Annotated in this window: 17 protein-coding genes and 4 tRNA genes; 5 read left to right on the plus strand and 16 right to left on the minus strand. The window is 59.7% G+C overall.

Annotation, left to right across the window (positions count from 1 at the left end):
* The 10 genes from G5380_RS15090 to G5380_RS15135 form a co-directional block, all read right to left on the minus strand.
* Nucleotides 1-684, minus strand: coding sequence for a response regulator (locus tag G5380_RS15090; protein ID WP_047439862.1), 684 nt, complete (start codon nucleotides 682-684; stop codon nucleotides 1-3).
* Nucleotides 684-3,272: an ATP-binding protein gene (locus G5380_RS15095; RefSeq protein ID WP_421352867.1), complete on the minus strand. Its 2,589-nt coding sequence runs from the start codon at nucleotides 3,270-3,272 to the stop codon at nucleotides 684-686. The genes G5380_RS15090 and G5380_RS15095 overlap by 1 nt, the downstream gene beginning before the upstream one ends.
* Nucleotides 3,273-3,398: 126 nt before the next feature.
* Nucleotides 3,399-3,926, minus strand: a complete 528-nt coding sequence (locus G5380_RS15100; RefSeq protein ID WP_227341703.1) for a potassium-transporting ATPase subunit C — start codon at nucleotides 3,924-3,926, stop codon at nucleotides 3,399-3,401.
* A 62-nt stretch (nucleotides 3,927-3,988) separates the two neighbouring features.
* On the minus strand, nucleotides 3,989-6,046 hold the full coding sequence (gene kdpB, locus G5380_RS15105; protein ID WP_421249739.1) for a potassium-transporting ATPase subunit KdpB: 2,058 nt from the start codon (nucleotides 6,044-6,046) through the stop codon (nucleotides 3,989-3,991).
* 67 nt (nucleotides 6,047-6,113) lie between these two features.
* A complete protein-coding gene (gene kdpA, locus G5380_RS15110; RefSeq protein ID WP_323925208.1) occupies nucleotides 6,114-7,808 on the minus strand; it encodes a potassium-transporting ATPase subunit KdpA in 1,695 nt (564 codons plus the stop codon).
* Between the two features lie 562 nt (nucleotides 7,809-8,370).
* A complete protein-coding gene (gene gorA, locus G5380_RS15115) occupies nucleotides 8,371-9,720 on the minus strand; it encodes a glutathione-disulfide reductase (RefSeq protein ID WP_421352868.1) in 1,350 nt (449 codons plus the stop codon).
* Nucleotides 9,721-9,796: 76 nt separating this feature from the next.
* Nucleotides 9,797-11,764, minus strand: a complete 1,968-nt coding sequence (locus tag G5380_RS15120) for an ATP-binding protein (protein ID WP_421172830.1) — start codon at nucleotides 11,762-11,764, stop codon at nucleotides 9,797-9,799.
* A gap of 118 nt (nucleotides 11,765-11,882) precedes the next feature.
* Nucleotides 11,883-14,963 carry a multidrug efflux RND transporter permease subunit gene (locus tag G5380_RS15125; protein ID WP_216952542.1) on the minus strand — a complete coding sequence of 1,027 codons (3,081 nt, stop codon included), beginning with the start codon at nucleotides 14,961-14,963 and terminating at the stop codon, nucleotides 11,883-11,885.
* A gap of 15 nt (nucleotides 14,964-14,978) precedes the next feature.
* On the minus strand, nucleotides 14,979-16,112 hold the full coding sequence (locus G5380_RS15130) for an efflux RND transporter periplasmic adaptor subunit (RefSeq protein ID WP_005339268.1): 1,134 nt from the start codon (nucleotides 16,110-16,112) through the stop codon (nucleotides 14,979-14,981).
* Nucleotides 16,109-16,705 carry a TetR/AcrR family transcriptional regulator gene (locus G5380_RS15135; RefSeq protein ID WP_266135174.1) on the minus strand — a complete coding sequence of 199 codons (597 nt, stop codon included), beginning with the start codon at nucleotides 16,703-16,705 and terminating at the stop codon, nucleotides 16,109-16,111. The genes G5380_RS15130 and G5380_RS15135 overlap by 4 nt, the downstream gene beginning before the upstream one ends.
* Nucleotides 16,706-16,937: 232 nt before the next feature.
* On the opposite strand from G5380_RS15135, the gene G5380_RS15140 reads away from it, so the two are divergent.
* The 5 genes from G5380_RS15140 (at nucleotide 16,938) to G5380_RS15160 (ending at nucleotide 18,095) form a co-directional block, all read left to right on the plus strand.
* Nucleotides 16,938-17,014 (plus strand) — tRNA-Arg (locus G5380_RS15140).
* Nucleotides 17,015-17,065: 51 nt separating this feature from the next.
* Nucleotides 17,066-17,141, plus strand: a tRNA-His gene (locus G5380_RS15145).
* A 20-nt stretch (nucleotides 17,142-17,161) separates the two neighbouring features.
* Nucleotides 17,162-17,247: transfer RNA gene (locus G5380_RS15150), tRNA-Leu, on the plus strand.
* 76 nt (nucleotides 17,248-17,323) lie between these two features.
* Nucleotides 17,324-17,400, plus strand: a tRNA-Pro gene (locus G5380_RS15155).
* Between the two features lie 179 nt (nucleotides 17,401-17,579).
* Nucleotides 17,580-18,095: a ricin-type beta-trefoil lectin domain protein gene (locus G5380_RS15160; protein ID WP_266135175.1), complete on the plus strand. Its 516-nt coding sequence runs from the start codon at nucleotides 17,580-17,582 to the stop codon at nucleotides 18,093-18,095.
* A gap of 34 nt (nucleotides 18,096-18,129) precedes the next feature.
* Here G5380_RS15160 and G5380_RS15165 read toward each other — a convergent pair whose 3' ends face one another.
* The 6 genes from G5380_RS15165 to rpoZ all read right to left on the minus strand — a co-directional run bounded on the left by G5380_RS15165 (nucleotide 18,130) and on the right by rpoZ (nucleotide 24,034).
* Nucleotides 18,130-18,945, minus strand: a complete 816-nt coding sequence (locus tag G5380_RS15165) for a Cof-type HAD-IIB family hydrolase (protein WP_005339262.1) — start codon at nucleotides 18,943-18,945, stop codon at nucleotides 18,130-18,132.
* A gap of 89 nt (nucleotides 18,946-19,034) precedes the next feature.
* Nucleotides 19,035-20,075, minus strand: a complete 1,041-nt coding sequence (locus tag G5380_RS15170; RefSeq protein ID WP_266135176.1) for an alpha/beta fold hydrolase — start codon at nucleotides 20,073-20,075, stop codon at nucleotides 19,035-19,037.
* A complete protein-coding gene (locus tag G5380_RS15175; protein ID WP_266135177.1) occupies nucleotides 20,075-20,734 on the minus strand; it encodes a CatB-related O-acetyltransferase in 660 nt (219 codons plus the stop codon). Before G5380_RS15175 ends, G5380_RS15170 begins: the two co-directional genes overlap by 1 nt.
* Nucleotides 20,734-21,465, minus strand: coding sequence for a tRNA (guanosine(18)-2'-O)-methyltransferase TrmH (trmH, locus tag G5380_RS15180; RefSeq protein WP_159162642.1), 732 nt, complete (start codon nucleotides 21,463-21,465; stop codon nucleotides 20,734-20,736). Before trmH ends, G5380_RS15175 begins: the two co-directional genes overlap by 1 nt.
* Nucleotides 21,466-21,509: 44 nt before the next feature.
* Nucleotides 21,510-23,627: a bifunctional GTP diphosphokinase/guanosine-3',5'-bis pyrophosphate 3'-pyrophosphohydrolase gene (spoT, locus tag G5380_RS15185; protein WP_005339255.1), complete on the minus strand. Its 2,118-nt coding sequence runs from the start codon at nucleotides 23,625-23,627 to the stop codon at nucleotides 21,510-21,512.
* Nucleotides 23,628-23,758: 131 nt separating this feature from the next.
* The gene (gene rpoZ / locus G5380_RS15190; protein ID WP_005307060.1) at nucleotides 23,759-24,034 is read right to left on the minus strand and encodes a DNA-directed RNA polymerase subunit omega; all 276 of its coding nucleotides are present in this window, start codon (nucleotides 24,032-24,034) and stop codon (nucleotides 23,759-23,761) included.
* Nucleotides 24,035-24,082: the final 48 nt, after the last annotated feature.

The raw sequence follows: 24,082 nt of genomic DNA on the forward strand, positions 1-24,082 counted from the left end.
TCAGTTGCCGATAAAGCGGTAGCCGATACCTGATTCGGTCTCGATAAGCGTCGGTTGCTGGGGGTTATCCCCCAGCTTTTTGCGCAGGCTGGCGATAACGATGCGCAGGTAGTGGGTGTCCTCCTTGTGGCTCGGCCCCCAGATGTCATTGAGCAGCTGGGTCTGCATCACCAGCTTGCCGGGGTGGCACACCAGCGCCTGCAACAGGGCGAACTCCTTGCGGGAGAGGGGGATTTCTTCTTCCTTCATGGTCACCTTGTGGCTGCTGACATCCAGCGTCAGGCCGCATTGGGGGAAGTGGCGCCGTTCGCCACTGCTGACGCCAGCACGTTGGCGCAACAGCACGCGAATACGTGCCATCATCTCGCCGATGCCAAACGGCTTGCTCATGTAGTCGTTTGCGCCGGCATCCAGCAGCCGTACCTTCTCCTGCTCCGAATCACGGGCCGACAACACCAGCACCGGATTGGGGTGATGTTCGCGAATGGCCTGCAACACCTGAATGCCATCGCCATCCGGTAGACCGAGATCGAGGATCACCAGATCGGGGTTGAGGTGGCGATACTGCTCCAGCCCTTCATTGACCCCCACCGCCTCACTCACCTGATGGCCCTCGGCAATCAGGCTGATCCGCAGAAAGCGACGGATCGCCGCTTCATCATCTATGACCAGAATGTGCGCCATCAAACCTCCGGTGAATTGAGTGCGAGCGGCAGGGAGATGCGCATGCAGGTGCCGTTGCCATTGGGGCCGGAGAAGGCCCAAATCTTGCCGCCGTGGGCCTCTATCATAGCGCGGGAAATGGCGAGGCCAAGCCCGGTGCCACGGCTACCGCAATCGCCAACCGGCTGGGTGTAGAAGAGGTTGAAGATCTTCTCCCGATCCGACTCGGCGATACCGACCCCGATATCTATGATATCGATGATGAGGTCGGGTTCGGCCACCATCACCTTGAACTCGATGGGGGTGCCAGCTGGCGAGTAGCGGGAGGCGTTGTCGAGGATATTGACCAGCACCTGCTCGATCAGGGCGCCGTGCACATAGAGCTGGGGCACATGCTGATCGATGTGTACCAGCAGCTTGTGCTGGCGCCAGGAGGAGTCGAGCCGCTTGCGGGCGCTCTCTACCAGATCGGTCAGGTCGACCCAGTCCCGCTTCAACTGGAAGTCGGGGGAGCCGATACGGGTCATATCCAGCAGGTTCTGCACATAGCTGTGGAGGCGGCGCGCCTCGTCCTGTACCGAGTGGAGCAGTTCGTTGCGATCATCCGGCGGGATCCGGTCACCATATTCCAGCAGGGTGCTGCCAGCACCCATGATGGTGGCCAGCGGCGTCTTCAAATCGTGGGAGACCGAGGAGAGCAGGGCGGCCCGCATCCGGTCTGTTTCCGCCTGCAGCTGGCTGTCGGCCAGCCGCTCGTTGAGGTCGATCCGCGCCAGCGCGGCGCGAATGTCGGTGAGCAGCGCCTGAAGTTGATGCTCGGCGGAGGAGGAGAGCGGATTGGCCAGCGTTATGCCGATCACCAGATCATCGCTGAGGTGGTGATACTGCGCCTCGGCGGCATTGAGGGTGGCGGTGTGGGCTCCGGCACTCTGCTTCTGGGCCAGACACCAGTCGATGGCCGCCTTGTCGGTCTGGCCGGGTCTGTGCTTCTCGTTGCCGAGCCTGTCGTTGAACTCCTTGTCGATCACCACGGTTGGCTGGCCGAGCGCCAGCGAAATGGCCTGGGCACCTTGTCTGAGCACCTCCTCCGGACTGTTGGCGGTCGCCAGCCCCTGACTGAGGGAGAGCAGGGCATTGCCCAGCTGCTGGGTCTCGCGCAGGCCGATCAACTGCTGGCGCTGGCGGGAGGCGAGCCGTCCCGCCGTCATGCCGACGATAAGCAGTACGAACAGGGTGAGCAGGTCGCTGTGGTTGGCAACGCTCAGGGAGAAGTAGGGGGCGGTGAAAAGCAGATTGTGGGCGATAAAGCCCAGCACCGCCGCCAGCGTGGCGGGCACCAGACTGGTGGTGAGGGCAGTCGCCAGCACCCCCAGTACAAAGATGAGTGGCAACGCTGCGGGCGGCAGCCAGTAGGAGAGCCCCCAGGCGGCGGCCGAGGTGATCCCCATGATGGCTACCGCCAGCAAGCTGTGGTGAATATCCTTCGGGGTCGGGACGCGCATCCCCACTTCGGGCTTCTGCTTCTCGGTATCGACCAGCGTGATTTCGAGCCCCTGAGCCTGCTTGAGCAGGTGTTGCACCAGCGAGCGACGCCACGGCGCCTTGTGGGGTTTGCCGAGCAGCAGCTGGGAGACCTGCTGCTGTTCGGCGGTCTCCAGCAGGGTGTTGGCGACCGCCGGGCTGGAGAGCGTCAGCACCTTGGCACCGAGGTGGGAGGCGAGCGCCAGCGCCTGCTCCACATCGGCTGAGCGGCGGCCATTGCTGTCGACATGCACCACCAGCCAGGGGAGTTGGCGGCGCTGGGCAAAGCGGTGGCCGTAGCGCACCAGCGCCGAGCCGTGCAGGTCACCGAGGCAAACCATCAGCTTGCCCCGCAGCGGCAAGGTGCTCTTGCCTGCAGCCTGCCACTGCAGTTGCAGATCGCCCTCCACATGGCTGGCGGCGGTCTGCATCGCCAGCTCCCGCAATGCGGTGAGGTTGTTGAGGGAGAAGAAGGATTGCAGCGCAGCCTTGGCCTGATGGGGCACATAGACCTTGCCCTCCTTGAGGCGGCCGAGCAGCTCCTTGGGGGGCAGGTCGATCAGCACCAGACTGTCGGCTTCCAGCAGCACCTGATCGGGCAGGGTCTCTTTCACCCTGACCCCGGTCAGCTGCCACACCAGATCGTTGAGGCTCTCCAGATGCTGCACGTTGAGGGTGGTGTAGACGTCGATCCCGGCGTTGAGCAGCTCCTCCACATCCTGCCAGCGCTTCTCGTGGCGGCTGCCGGGGGCGTTGCTGTGGGCCAGCTCGTCCACCACGGCGATGGCCGGTTTGCGGGCGAGCAGACCGTCGAGATCCATCTCCTCCAGTCGCTGCTGGCGGTGCATGTGGATCTTGCGCGGCATGATGGCGAGCTTGTCGAGCAGAGCCAGCGTCTCCTGCCTGCCGTGGGTCTCCACCACGCCGATCAGGATGTCTACCCCCTCTTTGGCCTGCTCCCGCACCGCCTGCAGCATGGCGTAGGTCTTGCCCACGCCGGGAGCGGCGCCGAGAAACACCTTCAGCTTGCCCTTGTGCTCCTGTTCCAGACTCGCCAGCAGGGCGTCGGCCCTTACCTCATCACGCATCCCCATGCTCCTGCATCAGACTCGTCAGCAGGGCATCAGCGCTTGCTACATCAGCCATTGTTATCCCTATCGAGCCAACTGCCCGTTTCGAAAATCGAGGTCATCACCAAACCGGAATGGGCGCCATCAGGCGCCCTTTTTATGATCCAGTTGCAGATTCAGCTGGAGAATGTTGACCACCTGCGGGCCAAGGATACCAGCTTGTGTGGCCGACTTGACCTGCTCCGTCAGTTGGGCGGGATCCAGTCCACGTTCTTTGGCGACGCGGTCGACCTGAGCCAGCACCGCATCCAGCGGCAGGTGGGGATCGAGGCCGGAGGCGGAGCGGGTCAGCATGGCGGGGGAGCTGGTTCCCGGCTGTGCCTTGGCTGCCTGTTCGGCAAACTCTGCCCGAAACGGTGAGCTCATCCCCAGATTGCTGGCGCTGCCGCCAATGGTGTTGAAATCGCTGGCGGAGGGACGGGGATGGAAATAGTCAGCCCGCTCGAATTTCTGCCCCAGCAGGGCGCTACCGATCAGTTGCTGCTTGCTGTCGGTGAGCTGGCTGCCGTTGGCCTGCCAGGGGAACAGCAGCTGTGCCAGTCCGGTGACCGCCAGCGGGTAGGCGACCCCCAGCAGCAGGGTGAGGGTCAACAGGGTTCTGATTGCTATCATGATTCGCTTGCTCCAAAAAGATGGCTGGGGATGCGGGTCTGCCCCGCATCCCGGTTATGTCGTTACACCAGACCCAGGCCGGTAATGACCAGATCGATCAGCTTGATGCCGATAAAAGGCACCAGCAGGCCACCGACACCGTAGATCAGCAGGTTGCGGCGCAGCAGGCTGGCGGCCGAGCCTTTCAGGTCGACACCACGCAGTGCCAGCGGCACCAGCGCCACAATGATCAGGGCGTTGAAGATGATGGCCGACAGGATGGCGCTCTGCGGGCTGCCCAGCTGCATCAGGTTCAACGCCCCCAGTTGCGGGTAGGCGGCGATGAACAGGGCTGGCAGGATGGCGAAGTACTTGGCCACGTCGTTGGCGATGGAGAAGGTGGTCAGGGCGCCACGGGTCACCAGCAGCTGTTTGCCGACCAGCACCACGTCCAGCAGCTTGGTGGGGTTGGAGTCGAGATCCACCAGATTGCCCGCCTCCTTGGCTGCCTGGGTACCCTCGTTCATGGCCAGACCCACATCAGCCTGTGCCAGTGCCGGTGCATCGTTGGCACCGTCGCCGCACATGGCAACCAGACGACCATCGGCCTGCTCCTGCCGGATATAGGCGAGCTTCTTCTCCGGCGTCGCTTCGGCGATGAAGTCATCCACCCCGGCTTCGGCGGCGATGGCGGCGGCGGTTTTCGGGTTGTCACCGGTGATCATCACGGTGCGGATCCCCATGTGGCGCAGGATCTGGAAGCGAGCCTTGATACCGGGCTTGATGATGTCCTTGAGGTAGACCACCCCCAGCAGTTTCTCCTGAGTGCATACCAGCAGCGGGGTGCCACCCTGACGGGCGATGCTGTCGACTGACTTGATCACCAGCTCAGGCACCGCCTTGCGGTCGAGGCTGAGGTAGTTCAACACGGCATCCACCGCACCCTTGCGATATTGATGACCGTTGCGATCCAGTCCGCTCAGCCGGGTCTCGGCGCTGAAGGGGATCACCTTGTCGCTCTCCAGCTGGATCGGCTTGGCCATGCTCTTGCTGGCCAGAGTCAGGATGGATTTGCCCTCCGGGGTATTGTCACCCAGCGAGGCCAGCATGGCGGCTTGTGCCAGCAGGGCGGGGTCGACGCCCGGTGCCGGGATCAGTTCGTCAGCCATCCGGTTGCCGAAGGTGATGGTGCCTGTCTTGTCCAGCAGCAGGGTGCGCACGTCACCAGCCGCTTCCACGGCACGGCCAGACTTGGCGATGACGTTCAGCTTCACCAGTCGATCCATACCGGCAATGCCGATGGCGGAGAGCAGGCCACCGATGGTGGTCGGGATCAGGGTGATGAAGAGGGCGATCAGGTAGAGACGCGGGACCTGGGTGCCGTTGTAGTCGAGGAACCAGGGCAGGGTGGCGACCACCAGCAGGAAGATCAGGGTCAGACCCACCAGCAGGGCGTCGAGCGCCATCTCGTTGGGGGTCTTCTGGCGCTTGGCCCCTTCCACCAGTGCGATCATCCGATCCAGCGTACTTTCGCCCGGATTGTTGCTGACGCGCACCCAGATCTCGTCGGAGACCACGGTTGTGTTGCCGGTCACGCCGCTGCGATCGGTACCCGACTCGCGGATGACGGGGGCTGATTCGCCGGTGATGGCCGCCTCGTTGACCGAGGCGATGCCAGCGACAACTTCGCCGTCGGCCGGGATCATCTCGCCGCTGCGTACCAGCACCAGATCCCCCTTCATCAGGCTGGTGGCGGGCACCCACTCGCCCTGACCATCTTTGGCATTGATCACCCGACGGGCCTTGAGCTGGCTCATGCCCGCTTTCAGGCTATCGGCACGGGCCTTGCCGCGTCCCTCGGCCAGAGTTTCTGCGAAGTTGGCAAACCAGAGGGTCAGCCAGAGCCAGGCGGTCAACTGCCAGGCCAGCGAGGGAGCAACCCCCGAGAAGGGCTGCCCCAACAGCGATTCCACGGTGGCCATCACGGCAGCCAGCCAGAGGGTGAACAGGATGGGGCTGCCAAACAGCGCCTTGGGATTGAAGCGATAGAGGGCCTCAACCATTGCCTGGATGATCTGTGATTTCTGTTTTTTGCCCTTCACCAACATGGTGTCGGTGCTCATTGCAGTGGACTTGCTCATTGGAAAGCTCCCAGCATCAGATAGTTGGCCATTGGCATCCGGATGGTGATCGACAGGGTCAGGTTCATCAGAGTGCTCCTCCGATCAGGCTCAGATGTTCGGCCACCGGGCCCAGTGCCAGCACCGGCAGGAAGGAGAGACCACCTATCAGCAGGACGGTGATGATCAGCAGGGTAACGAACAGCGGGCCGCTGATGGGGAAGTCCCCTTCGCTCGTCTCCTGACGGGGCGCGCGGGCCAGCTGACCGGCTATGGCCAGTACCGGAATGATGTAGCCGAAGCGACCGAGCAGCATGGCCAGACCGATGGCGATGCACTGCCAGTTGTCACCGGCGGCAAAACCGGCGAAGGCGGAGCCGTTGTTGCCGGCAGCTGAGGCGTAGGCATAGATGAGGCGTGACAGACCGTGCGGGCCATCATGGCCGATGATGGTGCTGGCATCTGGCATCAACAGGGTGACACCACCGATCACCAAAACCCCCACCGGCATCACCAGCATGCTGGCGACCACCCACTTCATCTCGGTGATGCCGAGCCGTTTGCCCAGATAGGTCGGGGTGCGTCCCACCATCAGGCCGCACAGGAATACGGTCAGCAGCACGAACAGCATCATGCCGTAGATACCGGAGCCGACCCCGCCGAAGATGACCTCACCCAGCAGCATGTTGATCATGCCCACCATGCCGCCGAGCGGAGTAAAGCTGTCGTGCATGGCGTTGACGGCACCGTTGGAGGCGGCAGTGGTCGCCACTTCCCAGATGCTGGAGAGCACAGGGCCGAAGCGGCTCTCCTTGCCTTCCCAGTTGCCAGTCATGTTGCTGGCGTCAGTGGTGAGTTGGGCGAGGGCGGGATCTGGTTTCAGCTCCTGGGAGAGGGAGACGAAGAGCCCCAGCACCAGCATGAGGGTCATGGCACCGAGAATGGCGCGGCTGTGGGCCATGTCCTTCACATAGCGGCCCAGAGTAAAGACCATGGCGGCAGCGATGGTGAGCAGGGCGACCATCTCCAGCCAGTTGGAGAGGGCTGTCGGGTTCTCGAACGGATGTGCCGAGTTGATGCCGAAGAAGCCACCGCCGTTGGAGCCCAGCTGCTTGATGGCGATCTGCGAGGCCGCCGGGCCGAGGGGCAGCAGCTGCTCCTGACCTTCCACACCGTGGAACGGCAGATAGGCTGACAGGCTTTGCGGCACCCCTTGCCATACCAGCACCAGCGCCATGATCAGCGCGATGGGCAGCAGCACATAGAGGCAGAAACGCACCAGATCCTGCCAGAAGTTGCCAAGGTTGATGGTCTGCTGGCGGGCGATGCCACGGAACAGGGCAATGGCGACAGCGGCGCCCGTCCCTGCGGAGACGAAGTTCTGGGTGGTCAGGCCCACCATCTGGCTGAAGTAGGAGAGGCTGGCCTCACCGGAATAGGCTTGCCAGTTGGTGTTGGTCATAAAGCTGACCGCGGTGTTGAAGGCCAGTTGCCAGCTCAGACCCGGCAGTTGTTGCGGGTTGAGGGGCAGCAACCCCTGCGCCATCAGGATCAGGAACAGCAGACCGAAACCGGCGCCGTTGAAGGCCAGCAGGCTGAGGGCGTAGGACTTCCAGTCCTGCTCCCGCCCATCGGTGCCACAGCAAGCCAGCGTGGCGCGCTCGACCGGCGCCAGCCAGTGGATTTTGCCTTCAAATACCCGGTAGATGTAGTTGCCCAGCAGCGGTGCTGGTAGCAGAACCAGCAGCACGAAGGCCACCGGATAGATTATTTCTTGCCACATGTTCTAGTTCCTCACTCGTGGTCACGGTGCGTCAGGGCACGCATTGGATTGCTCACGAGGCTCGGCAGTTTGCTGGCCACCGGGTAGATAAATTCTTGCTGCATATAGGTAGTCCCTCACTCGTGAGTGCGCGTGAGTGCGCGCATCAGATAGGCCATCAAGGCGAGGACCAGCAGCAGATATAGCCAATTCATATCGACTCCATTGAGATAATTAGCTGCGAGAGCCGATGTAAGACCATATCGACTCTGTTGGTGTCATTGACGCTGAAAAGGGTATGTAAAAGAGGCGTAAAGGCGCCATAAAGCGCCATGTGGCAGGCGTAAAATCGGCGTAAAGAACGACGGATCTGCGAGAGAAATAGCGAGGAGGGCTCAAAAAACCCGGCCTGAGCCGGGTTTGGATGAAGGGATTACATGGCTGTAGAAGCCGGCTGCTCGTGACAGGCCAACTTCATCAGCCCTTAGCGCATAGTGACGAACTCTTCCGCGCTGGTGGGGTGAGGCGTGGGAACGCAGTTGTTGAAGTTGGCCTGATAATGACAGGCCAACTTCAAACGTACCTATCGCATTGTCACGAACTCTTCTGCACTGGTCGGATGGATAGCCACGCAGTTGTCGAAATCAGCCTTGGTGGCCCCCATCTTCATGGCGACGCCGAAGCCTTGCAGGATCTCGTCCATCGCAAAGCCGATACCGTGCAAACCGACCACCTTCTCTTCCGGGCCGACACAGACCAGCTTCATCCGGGTGGGCTGGCGATGCTGGGTCAGTGCCGAGTACATGGCGGTGAACTGGCTGCGGTAGACCTTCACCTGGTCCTCGCCGTATTCGGCGATGGCTTCAGGTTCGGTCATGCCTATGGTGCCGATGGGCGGGTGGCTGAACACCACGGTCGGCACCAGATCGTAGTTGAGGTGCTCGTTCGGCTTGTTGTTGAACAGCCGCTCGGAGAGACGACGGCCCGCAGCGACGGCCACCGGGGTGAGCTGGATGCGACCGGTGTTGTCACCGACAGCATAGACGTTGGCGACGGAGGTGTTCTGGAACTTGTCGGTCGGGATAAAGCCCTTCTCGTCCAGCGCGATGCCTGCGGCAGTCAGATTGAGGTTGTTGGTAGCTGGCACGCGGCCGATGGCCCAGATCAGGCAGTCGACGGTGAGGTGGCGACCATCTTCCAGTTGCAGGGTCAGGCTGTTGTCAGCGTTCTTGAGCACGGCTTTGGGAATGGCGTGGGTGTGCAGCTTGGGCCCTTCCTGCGCCATGATTTCGACCAATGTCTCGTGGATCATGGGGTCGAAGTTGCGCAGCGGCGCGTGCTTGCGCACCACCAGATGGGTCTCTGAGCCGAGCGCCTGCATCACCCCTGCGATCTCGACCGCGATATAGCCAGCACCCACCACGGCAACCCGCTTGGGTTGGCTTTGCAGGTCAAAGAAACCGTCGGAGTCGATACCCAGCTCGGCACCCGGGATCGCCGGAATTTCCGGGCGGCCACCGGTGGCGATCAGGATGTGATCGGCCGTGTAGTGCTCGCCATTGACCTCGATGGTGTTGCTGCTGACGAAGCGGGCGAAGCCCTTGATGACGGTGATCTGGTTCTTGCCCAGCACGTTCTGATAGGACTGGTGAATGCGGCCGATGTAGGCCTGGCGGGACTCGACCAGCTTGGCCCAGTTGAAATGGTTGAGGGTGGTGTCAAAGCCGTAGTCGGCGCCATATTTCAGGGCATCGGCGATCTGGCCGGCATACCACATGGCCTTCTTCGGTACGCAGCCTACGTTGACGCAGGTTCCACCCAACTCTTTGGCTTCAATCAGGGCAACTTTCTTACCGTACATGGCAGCCCGGTTGGCAGACGCAATACCGCCGCTGCCGCCGCCGATGGCGATATAGTCAAAATGCTGTGCCATTGCGAGGTTCTCCGCTCATTAAGAATGCAATCACAGCATGATGGGGATAAAGCGGCTGGCTCACAAGAGCCAGCGCTCAGTTATGTTGGATCGGCAGGCGAATATGGAACTGGGCGCCCTGGCCCGGTTCGCTGGCACAGCTGATACGGCCTTTCAGCAGTTGCACCACCAGGTTGTAGATGATGTGGGTGCCCAGACCGCTGCCACCCTGACCCCGCTTGGAGGTGACGAAGGGATCGAAGATGCGCGGCAAGATTTCGGGCGGGATGCCGCGGCCGTTGTCCGAATAGTCGATAAACAGCTCCTCTCCCTGCTGTTCCACCTTGATGGTGATCTTCTTCGGTTTGTCCCAGCTGTCGAACCCGTGGTTGATGGAGTTGAGGATCAGGTTCGAGTAGATCTGGGTAAAGCTGCCCGGGAAGGAGAAGATTGACAGCTTGGGATCGCACTGGATATCCACTTCGCACTGGCTCTTCTTCAGTTTGTGGCCAAGCGAGACCACCACCTGATGGAGGTTGTCGGCGAGGCTGAAGTTGTAGCGTGCTTCCGATGACTGGTCGACAGCTACCTGCTTGAAGCTGGCAATCAGCTCAGAGGCGCGGCGCAGGTTGCTCTGCAGCAGCTGCATCGACTCGTCGAGGTTGACGGTGAACTCGTTGAGATAGGAACGCGACAGCTGTTTTGACTCTATATGAGATTTGAAATCGGCAACCCGTTCCTGCAGGTAGGAGGAGGCGGTCACACTGATGCCGATTGGGGTATTGATCTCATGTGCCACCCCGGCCACCAGCGAGCCGAGGGAGGCCATCTTCTCCGACTCCACCAGGGTTTGCTGGGCCTGTTTCAGGTCGTCGTACGCCTTGCCCAGCTGGTTGTTGGCTTCACTCAGGCTGCGGGTACGTTCCACCACTTTTCCTTCCAGCTGCTCATTGAGCTGGATAATCTCCCGCTCGACCTTTTTCAGTTGGGTGATGTCGTAGCCGAACCCGATCTGGTACTTGAGGTTCGGCCCTTCATAGAAGGGTACGAAGGTCCACTGCAGCACCAGCTCGTGGGCCTGCTGGTCATGCATGATGACCTCTTTGTCTGCCAGTGACCCCTCTTCGTTCAGGATATTGTTCAGCTCTTCCCGCTGGGTCGGGCTGACGAAGAGATCCAGCCAGTTGTGCTGGAGCAGCTCCTGTTGGTGATAACCGGTCAGCAGTATGGCTGCTGGATTGATGCTGGCGATGGTGAGATCCGGCTCCATACAGCAGATGACCATGTTGGCCGAGTTGATCAGGGTGGCGGAGAAATCCCGCTCCTGTTGCAGTTGTTCCACCGCCTGATGACGAGCGACCAGCTCGTCACGTAGCCGGGTGCGCATCTGGTTGAGGGTGGAGACCAGGGTATCCAGTTCGTCGGGTTTCTTGCGTGGTTGCGGACGCCCCTCCAGCACCAGCTCCATGTCGAGCCGATCGAGGTTGAACTTCTGGGCGTAGTTGGCGATGCGGTTGATGTGTCTGACCACCAGATAGTAAATGATGATCAGGATACAAAATGAGACCACCAGGGTCTTGATGGTCTGGCTGACCATGATCAGCACTGACTTCTCAATCAGACGCTGGTAAATCTGCTCCAGCGACGCGGCGACAAACAGCTTGCCGACAATTTCCCCCTGATAGGTGAGATTGAACTCCTGGGAGATGTCATAGCTTTCCCGTTCCACTCCCTGGGTCAACAGTGGCACTTCGGAGTTGCCGAGCATCTCCTTGACCATCACAAACTGCATGTTGGGCAGGTTCATGATCCCTTCGATCTGCACCTTGACCTGCTCCTCATCGAGGTTCCACAAGCTGGCGGCAATAGGTTGCAAAAAGGAGGCTTCGATCTGGCCGATGCTGTCTTCGATGACGGCGACATCCTTGCGGTAATCCCAGGCGAGTTGCAGCACCGTAATGATCATCGCCAATACGGTACTACACACCAGAATATAGGAGAGCAGGCGGTATGAGAGTCCGTTGCGGCCTACGGCCTCGGCGGTCTTGGAGATGAGTCCTGACATGGCGTCCTTGCGGTCTGGATGTTGTGTTTTTTAGTTTAACTGCTTCATGCACTTATGTCGTCTTTCCTGCGAACCATAAAAAAGGCCCCGTATCGGGGCCTTGGCAAGTGATTGATGATCAGTGTCCGCCGTTTGCCTTGGGCGGAATGGTTTCATCGAATACCGGCAAGGGTTTGTGCTCGGAAGCCAGATAGGTGTAGATCACCGGCAGTACGAACAGGGTGAACAGGGTACCGATGGCAAGGCCTGCCACGATGACGATACCGATGCTGAACCGTTGTGCTGCACCGGCGCCTGCGGCGTAGAGCAGCGGGATCAGACCGGCAATCATGGCGGCGGTGGTCATCAGGATCGGACGCAGACGCACCTTGGCGGCTTGCATCACGGCTTCCATCCGGTTCATGCCGCGCAGCAGCTGCTCTTCCTTCGCTACTTCACAGATCAGGATGCCGTGCTTGGTAATCAGACCCACCAGGGTGATGAGGCCCACCTGGGAGTAGATGTTCATGGTCGCCAGTCCCCAAGCCAAGGCAATCAAGGCCCCGCTGATGGCGAGCGGTACAGAGACCATGATGACCAGCGGGTCACGCACCGACTCGAACTGGATTGCCAGCACCAGGAAGATGATGGCAAGTGCCAGCGCGAAGGTGGCATAGAGCGCATTGCCTTCGGTGACGAACTGACGGGCTTCACCCATGAAGTCGTAACGATAGCCTTGCGGCAGCTTCTCGTCGGCGGTGGTCTGGAACCAGTTGATCGCATCACCCATGGCCACACCCGGAGCCGGAACGGCACCGATAGTGGCGGAGTTCAGCTGGTTGAAGTGGGGCAGGGCGCGGGGCTCGCCAACCACTTCAATGGTGATCAGGCTGCCGAGCGGGATCGACTTGCCATCTGCGGCCCGCACGTAGTAGCCCTTGATGGACTCCGGATTGAGACGGTATTTGCGCTCGACCTGCGGGATCACCTCGTAGGAGCGGCCATCCAGGTCGATACGGTTGACGTAACCGTCCGCCATCATGGTGCCCATGGTGATACCGATATCCTGCATGGTGATGCCGTAGGCACCCGCCTTGTCCTTGTCGATGCGGATCTTCATGGTGGCGGAGTCGTAGTTCAGATCGAGATCCGAATAGACGAACTGACCGTTACTCTGCGCCGCTGCCAGAATTTCACCGGCCACCAGGAACAGGCTTTCGAAGCTGTTCGGGGTGGTGATGACGAACTGGATCGGCAGACCACTCGATGCACCCGGCAGTTCCGGGAACTGGAAGGTGGTGATGGCCATACCCGGGATGTCTTTCACCAGATTGGCGACCCGGTCCAGCACCTCTTTCTGGCTCGCTTCACGTTGGCTCCAGGGCACCATGGAGGCGATACCGAACGCCTGGTTGGCGTTGAACACCCCTGAGAAGACCTGGGAGAAGGCGATCTCGGGCTGCTCGTCCAGGATCTTGTTCACATCCGCCATGGTGTTTTCGATGTAGTCTAGGTTGGCGTTGGACGGTGCGGTACCCAGCACGGCCATTACCCCCTTGTCCTCTGACGGTGCCAGTTCGCTCGGGATGAACTTGAACAGCAGCGGCAGGCTGGCGAAGACGATGACGGCGAACACCACGATGACGGGGCGCTTTTTCATCACGGCGTGCAGCATGCTGTCGTAGCGATCGGTCATCCGCTCCAGCAGGTGATGGACTGTGCTCTCGAACTTGCCTGGCTGCTCGTTGGCCTTGAGCATCTTGGAACACATCATCGGTGACAGAGTCAGGGCGATGATGCCCGAGACGAACACTGCACCGGCCAGCGTCAGGGCAAACTCCTTGAACAGGGAGCCGGTGATACCCCCCATCAGGGCGATAGGCGCGTATACCGCCGCCAGGGTAACCGTCATGGCGATAACCGGTACCGCGATCTCGCGGGTACCGATAATGGCGGCCCGGAACGGTTCTTCCCCCTCCTTGATATGGCGGTCGACGTTCTCCAGCACCACGATGGCGTCATCCACTACCAGACCGATCGCCAGCACCATCGCCAGCAGGGTCATCAGGTTTATCGAGAAGCCGAACATATCCATCATCATCACTACGCCGATAAGACTGAGCGGAATGGTGATGATCGGGATGATGACCGCGCGGAACGAACCGAGGAACAGGGTGATGACCACCAGAACGATGGCGGCTGCCTCCAGGATGGTCTTGATAACCTCGTGGATGGACTCGTTGATCGCCACGGTGGAGTCATACATCACGTTGAGACGCATGGTGCTCGGCATATTGCGCTCAAGGCTCGGCAGCAGTGCCAGCACATCGCGGGCGATGTTGATGGGGTTGGCTGTCGGGGCGGCGTTGACCGCCATGACCACGGCTTCGCGACCATTGGCGCTGGCACGATAGACATCGTGACTCTTCTCGAGGGTTACCTTGGCGATGTCCGCCAGACGGATCACCTTGCCGTCGCGGGTAGCCACCACCAGTCGCTTCAGCTCGTCGACATCCTTGACCTGGGTCTCGGCATTGCCATTGAACAGGGTGAAGTAACCGGTCGCCTGACCTGTCGCGGACTGATAGTTGTTGCTGTTGAGCACCGTCATCACGTCGCTGGCAGTCAGGTTGAAGGCCGCCATCTTGGCCGGATCCAGCCATACCCGCAGGGCAAACTCGACACCGCCGTAGAGGTCAACCTTGGAGACCCCGCCGACAGTAAAGAGCTGCGGCTTGATAACCCGCTCCAGATAGTCGGTGATCTGGCTGGAGTTGAGCTCCGGGCTGGTAAAGCCGAGGTAGAGCACCGCCGTGGTTGAACCGGTGGAGGAGGTGACCGAGGGGTCTTCCGCCTCTTTCGGCAACTGAGAGCGCACCGAGTTCACCTTCGCCAGTATGTCGGACAGCGCGGCGTTGGGGTCGGTATTGAGCTTCATGTATGCAGTGATGGTGGAGCTACCCAGCTGGCTGGAGGAGGTCATGAAGTCGATGTTGTCGGCTTGCGCGACCGCCTGTTCCAGCGGCTGGGTGATGAACCCCTGGATCAGATCAGAACTGGCGCCATAGTAGCCAGTGCTGACGGTGATCACCGTGTTGGTCACCTCGGGGTATTCCCGTACCTGCATCTTGAAGATGGCCTGAAAGCCCAGCAAGGCGATCAGGAAGCTGAGCGAGATCGCCAGCACAGGCCGTTTTATAAATATGTCAGTAAATCGCATCGCAGATCTCCGCGCTTACAGCATCGGGGTTTGTGCCGGAACGGCCAGGGCATCGTTCTCGACCACATGCACCTTGGTGTCGTTGCTCAGGCGAACCTGACCCGACAGTACGATCTGGTCACCGGCCTGGATGCCGGAGAGCACATGCACATCGTTGCCACGGCGCTCACCGGCCTTGACCACAACCTGCTTGGCTCGCAGCACTTTCACCTTGTTACCCTCTTTGTCGGTCTCTTCGCCCTCTTTGAGCACGTAGACGTTCTGACCGTAAAGGGTGAAGGAGATAGCGCTCTGCGGGATCACGATCTGATCTTTCACCGTCGGCAGAATGATGCTGGCGCGGGCGAACATACCGGAACGGAGCTGACCGTCGTTGTTCGGAATGTCTGCCTGTACCTGGATCAGGCCGCTCTGAAAGTTGACCGCAGGCTCGATAGCGGTGATATGACCATCAAACTGGGTTTGCGGATAGGCATCCACATTGATCTTGATGGTCTGGCCCAGCTTGATTTTGGAGATATCGGTCTGGGGCACGGTGAAGCGCAGGCGCATCACGCTGGTATCCTCCAGGCGCACGATATCGGTGCCCGGTTGCAGATACTGACCGAGGAACACATTGCGCAGGCCGACCACGCCGCTAAAGGGCGCACGCACTTCACGACGGGCAATGGTCGCCTTCAGACTCTCGATATCCGCCTCCAGCGAGCGATAGGCCGCTTCGGCTTCATCCAGCTGCTCTTTGGAGATGGAGCTGGTCTTGTAGAGGTTCTGGAAACGATCGAACTTGGCTTTTGCCGCCGGCAGCTTGGCCTGGGAGGCGCGCAGATTGGCCCGCTCCACGGTAGAGTCCAGGCTCAACAGCAGCTGGTCTGCCTTGACCGGTTTGCCTGACTCGAAGGTGATGGCATCAATGGTGCCTGCCAGTTCGGTGGAGAGGGTCACCCCCTGATTCGGCTCGATGAAGCCGATCGCTTCGATGGTCGGTACCCAATCCTGCGCCTTGGTCACCATGGCGGTGACAGGGAACTCGGGCTCCGGCCGGTTGGCCATATATTGGGCAATCATCTTCTGTTTGAACAAATTGAAGCCGATGACGCTGCCAAACAAGGCGATCGCTATCAGCAACATAATGGCCATCCACTTTTTCATGAACAGGCTCCTGAGGTGGAAAGATTGGGGGATAAAATGGCATTCCAGCTGGCCCGGATCGCGGTTTCCAACTGCGATTCGGTCAGCGTGATGTTGTGAACCCTGCACTGCAGGGCCAGATGCATGACACTGTCCAGACTCAACACCTGGAGTGCCCGTATCGGTAAATCAATAAACAATCCTTGTTCAACGCCCTGTTCAAAGAATCGGTCCAGAGGCTCCCAAGCGGCCAGAATGACAGGATTGGTCTCCAATTCTGCCCCTAGCGGAGAGCTCTCGTACTGTAATTTGCACTTTATTGCGTTGGGTTCATTAACAAAAATGGCGTGAATATTGAGCCATAGTTGGCGGAATTGTTGAAATGAAACTTTATCGATCGCTACATCTGCCATGACCATGGGGACACACTGCAAGATAGTGTGCTGATGCAGTTGCCGGATCAGATCATCCTTGTCACCGAAGTAGCGATAGATGGTGCCGGTGGCAACATTGGCCTTCTTGGCGACTTCTGCAATCGACAGACCATGAAAACCCCGTTCACCCAGCACCTCATGGGCCGCGTTGAAGATGCTCTCTTTTTTATCCAGAATCATCAGTGTGACTTTCGATTGAATGAACGTTCATTCATTCTAGATGGGCACAACATCAAGTCAAGACGGCAAGATGAACTGATGCGGGGATGTATGCCTTTTGTCAGGCTACAGGCAGGAATGTGGAAGAAAAACACACAGATTGCCTGAAAAAACAACGAACAGTCCTTCGGTGACAGAAAAGTGTAGACAAACCAGAAACCATCATTAATAATGCGCCCCGTTCGACAGCGTAGCGCCCGTAGCTCAGCTGGATAGAGCGCTGCCCTCCGGAGGCAGAGGTCACAGGTTCGAATCCTGTCGGGCGCACCATCAAAAGTGCGTCGGTTAAACGGGCGTTGTTGTGGAACGAAAACAGCTGTGGTGGCTGTAGCTCAGTTGGTAGAGTCCCGGATTGTGATTCCGGTTGTCGTGGGTTCGAGCCCCATCAGCCACCCCATTTTACAGCTTGTCAGGTACGCGAAGGTGGCGGAATTGGTAGACGCGCTAGCTTCAGGTGTTAGTGCCCCCCGGGTGTGAGGGTTCGAGTCCCTCTCTTCGCACCATGCTTGCTGTATGACGAGGATGACCATAAGGTCGTCTTTGTTTTTTTGAAGTAAACTATTTTGAAAGAAATAGCCTCGGTGATTAGCGCAGCCCGGTAGCGCATCTGGTTTGGGACCAGAGGGTCAAAGGTTCGAATCCTTTATCACCGACCACATTTAGAAAAACCTCGCTTCGGCGGGGTTTTTTACTTTCTGGCCTCCGCTGGGCCAGTACTCTCTCCCTGTTACGTCTGTTTACACTCTATTTGGGCAGCGCGCCCCGCCTTTCGGTTATGCTTCAGCCTCGAGTCACTGACAACCGGATGTCATCGGCCCATTTCAGGCATTTTTCCATGAATGACAAAATTTCCTTTGCTTGCTCTCCCGCCCTGCTGGCTGCCTTGCTGCTGGGGGGGTGTACCATCAAACCGCCATCAACCGATGAAATTATGGACTCAATCGCTTCGAGACCGTCGGAGGATCGGGTGCTCTCTCCCTTGCTGACCAGCGGCGGCTTTTGTGTCGCAGTATCCCGACAGAAGGTGTTGGCACAACCTTGCAGCGGAAAAGACGATCAACTGTTCGAGTGGGATCTGGGTGAGTTGCGCCTGCAGGATCTCTGTTTGCAAGCCAAAAACGACAGCGAAGTGATGCTGGCACCCTGTGACGGTCAGGCGCAGTGGGAGTGGCAGAAAGACAGGCTGTTCAACAGCAAGGTCTCCCGCTGCCTCGATGTGGCCGGACGACGCCATACTCCCGGCACGCCGCTGCGGCTGGCCGAATGCTACGGCGGGGCGAACCAGAGCTTCAGCTGGCAGCGGCCCAATCCTTGGCTGGAAACCCTGAAAAAACAAAGCCTCACATGGTGAGGCTTTGCTGAATCGGATGGCGGTCTGAAGAGGATCAGGCTGCGCTGACGCTCTCCAGCTCGAACAGCTTCTCCAGATAGACGGCGACGCCATCTTCATCGGAGGTGAGGGTCTGCTCGTACTCCGGCAGCGCCATTTTCAGGCGGTCATGGGCGTTACCCATGACGATGCCGCGCCCCACCATAGTCAGCATCTCGAAGTCGTTCATGCCATCGCCGAATGCGATCGCCTCCGACATGTCGAAACCGTTCTGCTCCAGCACGGCACGCACCGCATTGCCCTTATGCACTCCGGCGTGCATCACTTCGAGGCAGTCCGGCAGGGAGAAAGTGACGTTGAGCTGATCGCCGTAGCGCTGGTTGAGGTGCGCCTCGATCTTCAGCAGCTTTTCGTGGTCGCCGATGTAGAACACCTTGTTGATCTGCTCTTTCGGTTCCTGTTTCAGGTCATCGACCAGACGGTAGGTGAACCCTGACTCGTCGTGGAACTGCAGCAGCCAGGGCAGCTCCTCTTCCACCACCCAGTCATCACCCTGATAGACATTGAGGTGGATAGAGGGGTCGCGCTCCAGCGCAATCAGTTCGGCGGCGATTTCGGTCGGCAGCGGCTGGTTGAAAATGAGCTGATCCTGTTTGTCATGGACCACGGCGCCATTGGAAGTAATGAGGTAGATGTCCATCCCCAGCGCATCGCGGAAGCTGCGTACGTCAACGTGATGACGGCCGGTGGCGACCACGAATTTCACACCTTGTTCTACCAGGCGGTGCAGGGTATCCCGGGTACGGGGAGAGATCTGGTGCTGCTTGTTGAGCAGAGTGCCATCGAGATCGGATACAACTACCTTGAACATCATTACCTCGGCATCGATTGAAAACAGGGGCAGTTTACCTTAGCCCGCACTGTCACCCCATTTATTTAGGGTTACAAAAAATAGCCAGCTCAGAAGCGGGCGAAAAAGTCGACCATCGCGGTCAGGGCGGGCTGGCGCTTGTCATCGGATTCGATAAACAGTTCGTGCCAAGCACCCTCGATGCGCAGTGGTTTGCCCCCTTCGCACTTGGCAATGGTGCAGAAGCGATCCTGTGCGGCATTGTCCACCACGCTGTCGTTGCCAGCCTGCAGCACCAGCAGCGGCGTCTTGATGGCGCCCGCATCGGCGATGGCAGCATCGGCACCGGTGATCCCCTGATAAATCCAGTGGGCGGTCGCGCCACCCAGCTTGATCTGCGGGTGCTGTTCGTAGAGCTGGCGGAACGCCTGATAGCGGGACTGACTGTGAGTCAGCTCGTTGTCGGCAAAGCCGTGATCCTGATAGGTGCTCTGACCCGGCCCATAGGGTGGTTCGCCAAACCAACCGCCGACCGTGCCTATGGTGCTCGCCAATCCCTTGGCCAGCCACTTGGGCAGACCGCCGAGATTGATGCCCAGCATGGGGGAGGAGAGCACGGCCGCCTTGATATCATCGGGCCAGCGCTCCAGATAGCGGGCCGAGATGGCACCGCCCATGGAGTGGGCCAGCAGGAACAGCTTGGCAGGTTGGTCCGCCATGATTATCTGGTCGTGAAACTGCTTGAGATCGAGCACATAATCGTCGAATTGGTCGACATATCCCTTCTGCGGGTCATTCAGCATCCGGCCAGACATTCCCTGACCGCGATGGTCGATGAGATAGAGGCTGTAGCCCTGACGCCAGAGATCCCACGTCAGCTCCTGATACTTGAGGTAGCTTTCGACCCGGCCATTGACGATGAGGATGGCGCGATCAACCTTCTCCTGCCGCAGCGCGGCATAGCGGATGGTCACCCCGTCCTTGCCCTTGAACTCCCCTTCAACCGCATGTTGGCGCCAGAAGTCGGGTAGGATTTGCTGGTAGAGGCTGGGTACATCGGCTTCGCTGGTGAGCTGATAGGTATTGGTCACGGCAAGGGCTCCGGCAGAAAACAGGGTCAGGGCCAACAGGGAAAGAGAGAGGGGTTTCATCAGGCACACTCCTGTTGCCAATGGTGATAAAGGGCAGCGATATCCTCCGAGCAGAGCAGCGCCATGCAGGCTTGCAAGCGAGGCAGGGGCCAGTCCCACCACTGCATCTCTTGCAGCATGAGGATCTGCTCATCGCTGAAACGACGGCGGATCGGCTGAGCCGGGTTGCCGCCGACTATGGTGTAAGGGGCCACATCCCTGGTTACCACGGCGCGGGTGGCGATGACGGCGCCATCACCTATGGTGATGCCGGGCATGATCATCGCTTCCGAGCCGATCCAGACATCGTTGCCAATCCGGGTGTCTCCCTTGCGCAGAAAGCCGCTGCGGGCCCCTTCGCCAAAGGTGTCGGGATTGAACGGGAAGGTGGAAACCCAATCCAGCCGGTGGCCCTGATTGCCCGCCAGCACGAAGGTGGCGCCCGAGCCGATGGAGCAGAACTTGCCGATGATCAGCCGATCCACCTCGCCCCAGAGGCCGCTCTCCCAGGTGTCGCGGGTCGAGCCATCGCCGAGCAGGTAACGGACGCAGTGATCCTCGAACGGCTTGCCGTGGTAGTAGCCGGAGTAGTAGCTGTAGTCGCCGGCCTCTATGTTCGGGTTGGTCAGGTGATCCCGGATGATTTGCGATTCCAGCCAGCTGCCAAAAGGGTTCTCCATCACTCCTCCTGCGGATCGTCCTGCTCGCTCTGCTGCGCCCAGCCTTTGCGGGTCAGCTGCATCCGTTGCCACCACTCTTCGTCCGCCAGAATTTCACCGGCCGGGCCGAGCTGGGGGTAGGGCATCTCTTTCTCTTTGCAGAGCTGGGCATAGATAGGATAACCCCCCTCGAACAGGATGCTGTTCTGCTCCTCCGGAGTGAGCGGGCAGCCGCGCTGATAGCAACCGGCCAGCTCGCGCTGACGCTGCGCTTCGTAGAGGATGGCGGCAGCAGCCACCGAGACGTTGAGGGACTGCACCATGCCCACCATGGGGATGACGATATGGTGATCGGCCAGTGCCAGCGCCTCCTCACCGATGCCATGCTTCTCCTGACCCACCAGAATGGCGGTCGGTTTGGTGTAGTCGATAGCGCGAAAATCGACGGAGCTGTCGGAGAGGTGGGTTGCCAGGATCTGCATGCCTGAAGCTTTCAGCTCGGCAACGGCTGTGCCGATATCCGGGTGCAGTTTTACATCCACCCAGTTCTGGCTGCCGCGGGCGGTGCCCTTGCGCTTGTGGATCCAGGTTTTGGGCCAGACGGCGTGTACCCGGTGGATGCCGATGGCATCGGCGGTACGCACGATGGCGGCCAGATTGTGAGGTTTGTGTACCTCTTCCATACAGACGGTCAAATCGAGCTGACGCTGGGCCAGCATGTCGGTGATGCGCTTGAAGCGTTCGGGGGTCATGGCTTGTCTCAATAAAAGCAGCAGGCGGCTTGCGCCGCCTGTGTTCAGTTCTTCTGTCGGCTCACCTTGAGCACGTTGGGCATGACGCGGATCTTGCGCATGATGTTGGCCAGGTGGATGCGGCTCTTGGTGGTGATGAGCAGGCTGACCTGATAGACCCGGCCATCCTTCTCTTCGGTGCTGATGGCGTGAATATTGGCGCCGGTGGCGGCAATCACGTTGGCCAGCTCGGCCAGCGCACCCTGATGGTTGACGATCTCGATGCTGATACCGGTGCGGAACTCCTGTTCCTGCTCCTTGTCCACTTCCCACTGCACCGGCAGGTACTTGTCCGGCTCCTTGCTGTAGCCCTTGATGTTGCGGCAGGCTTCCTGGTGGATCACCAGACCCTTGCCCGGGCTGATGTGGGCGATGATGGCATCCCCCGGGATCGGACGGCAGCAGTTGGCGAAGGTGACCAGCATGCCGTCGGCACCCTTGATCGGCATCTTCTTGCTGCTGGTTTTGGGCTGTTCTTCCGGCGGCAGTTCATCCCCCAGCATACGGCGCGCCACCATGACGCTCATGGCGTTGCCGAGGCCCACATCGGCCAGCAGCCCCTGCAGGTTCTCATGCTTGGTATCGGCCAGCACCTGTTTGATGCGCGGCTCGGGGATGTCTTCGATATTCTTGGCGCCCAGCGCATGGTTGAGCAGGCGGCGACCCAGCACCACCGACTCTTCGGTGCGCAGGTTTTTGAGGAACTGACGGATCTTGGAGCGCGCCTTGGTGGTCACCACGAAGTTGAGCCAGGCCGCGTTGGGGCGGGCGCCCGGCGCAGTGATGATCTCCACCGTCTGGCCCGAGTGCAGCGGACTGCTGAGCGGGTAGGGGTGGCGGTCGACCCGCGAACCGACGCAGGCGTGGCCGATATCGGTGTGCACCGTGTAGGCAAAGTCCACCGGCGTTGCGCCAGCGGGCAGCTCCATGATGCGCCCTTCGGGGGTAAAGACGTAGATTTCGTCGGGGAAGAGGTCGGTTTTGACCCCTTCGATAAATTCAAACGAGCTGCCGGCGCTCTGTTGCAATTCCAGCAGGCTCTGCATCCAGCGCTGGGCGCGGATCTGGGCAGTGGTGCCCGAACTGTCGCCATCCTGCTTGTAGGCCCAGTGGGCGGCAACCCCTTTGTCGGCCATCTGATCCATGAACTCGGTGCGAATTTGCACCTCCACCGGTACCCCGTGCGGCCCCACCAGAGAGGTGTGCAGCGACTGGTAGCCGTTGGTCTTGGGGATGGCGATGTAATCCTTAAAGCGGCCGGGGCGCGGTTTGTAGAGGCTGTGCATCTGCCCCAGTACCCGGTAACAGGTATCTATGTCCTTCACCTTGACCCGAAAGGCGTAGATATCCATTACCTCATGAAATTGCAGCTCTTTTTTCTCCATCTTGTTGTAGATGGAGAAGAGGTTCTTCTCGCGGCCACTGACCTGATGCTCGATCCCCGCCTCTTTCAGGCGACCGCTGATTTCGCTCTGGATGGAGTCGATGATCTCGCGACGATTGCCACGGGCGCGGCGCACCGATTCGCGCAACACGCGGGATCGCATCGGATAGAGCGCCTCGAAGCCCAGCTCTTCCAGCTCGTTCTTCATGGTGTGAATACCGAGGCGGTTGGCGATGGGGGCGAAGATTTCGAGGGTTTCCCGAGCTATACGGCGGCGCTTGTCAGGGCGCAGGGAGCCCAGGGTGCGCATATTGTGGGTGCGGTCGGCCAGCTTGATCAGAATGACCCGGATATCCTGGGTCATCGCCATCACCATCTTGCGGAAGTTCTCGGCCTGCGCCTCTTTGCGATCGCGAAACTTCAGCTTGTCGAGCTTGGAGACCCCGGCCACCAGTTCTGCAACCGCGTTGCCGAATTGTTCGGCCAGATCGGCCTTGGTGACAGAGGTGTCTTCGATGACGTCGTGCAGCACGGCGGCCATCAGGGTTTCATGATCGAGGCGCATGTCACCCAGGATCCGGGCAACGGCAACAGGGTGGGTGATATAGGGTTCGCCACTGGAACGCATCTGACCCTGGTGGGCATCACGGGCCACCACATAGGCTTGCTTGAGCTTCTCAACCTGCTCTGGCGGCAGGTAGGAACTGGCTATTTCTTTAAGGTTTTCAAATAAATACAAGACAGTCCCCGCAGCGGTGAAACGGCAATTCGTGGAATTGAGGGTATAGCCCTGAGTTTGCGAGGTTTTCGAGCGGTTGTAAATGGGGATGAACAGTCGGCACCCGGGCGGGTGCCAACCGGAGGAATAACTTAACCGCGGCCTTCGGCGATGGCAGCAACGGCAGCCAGCTCGGCGGCTTCCTGCTCTTGCTGTTCGTAGCGGTCCTGGGTGTCCATCACTTGATTGTTCACCAGACCCAGCTCGATCTCACGCAGGGCGATCACAGTCGGCTTGTCGTTCTCTTCGTCGACCAGGGGATCTTTGCCTTGTACCGCGATTTGACGAGCGCGGCGCGCGGCGACCAGCACCAGGTCAAAACGGTTACCTACCTGTTTTACAGCATCTTCTACAGTAACGCGTGCCATGCAGGACTCCAGTGTTTGGGCTTTCTGTATTTAGAAAAGCAGTGTTTA

The organism is Aeromonas sp. 604443 (assembly GCF_049170315.1).
Classification (GTDB): Bacteria; Pseudomonadota; Gammaproteobacteria; order Enterobacterales; family Aeromonadaceae; genus Aeromonas; species Aeromonas veronii_A.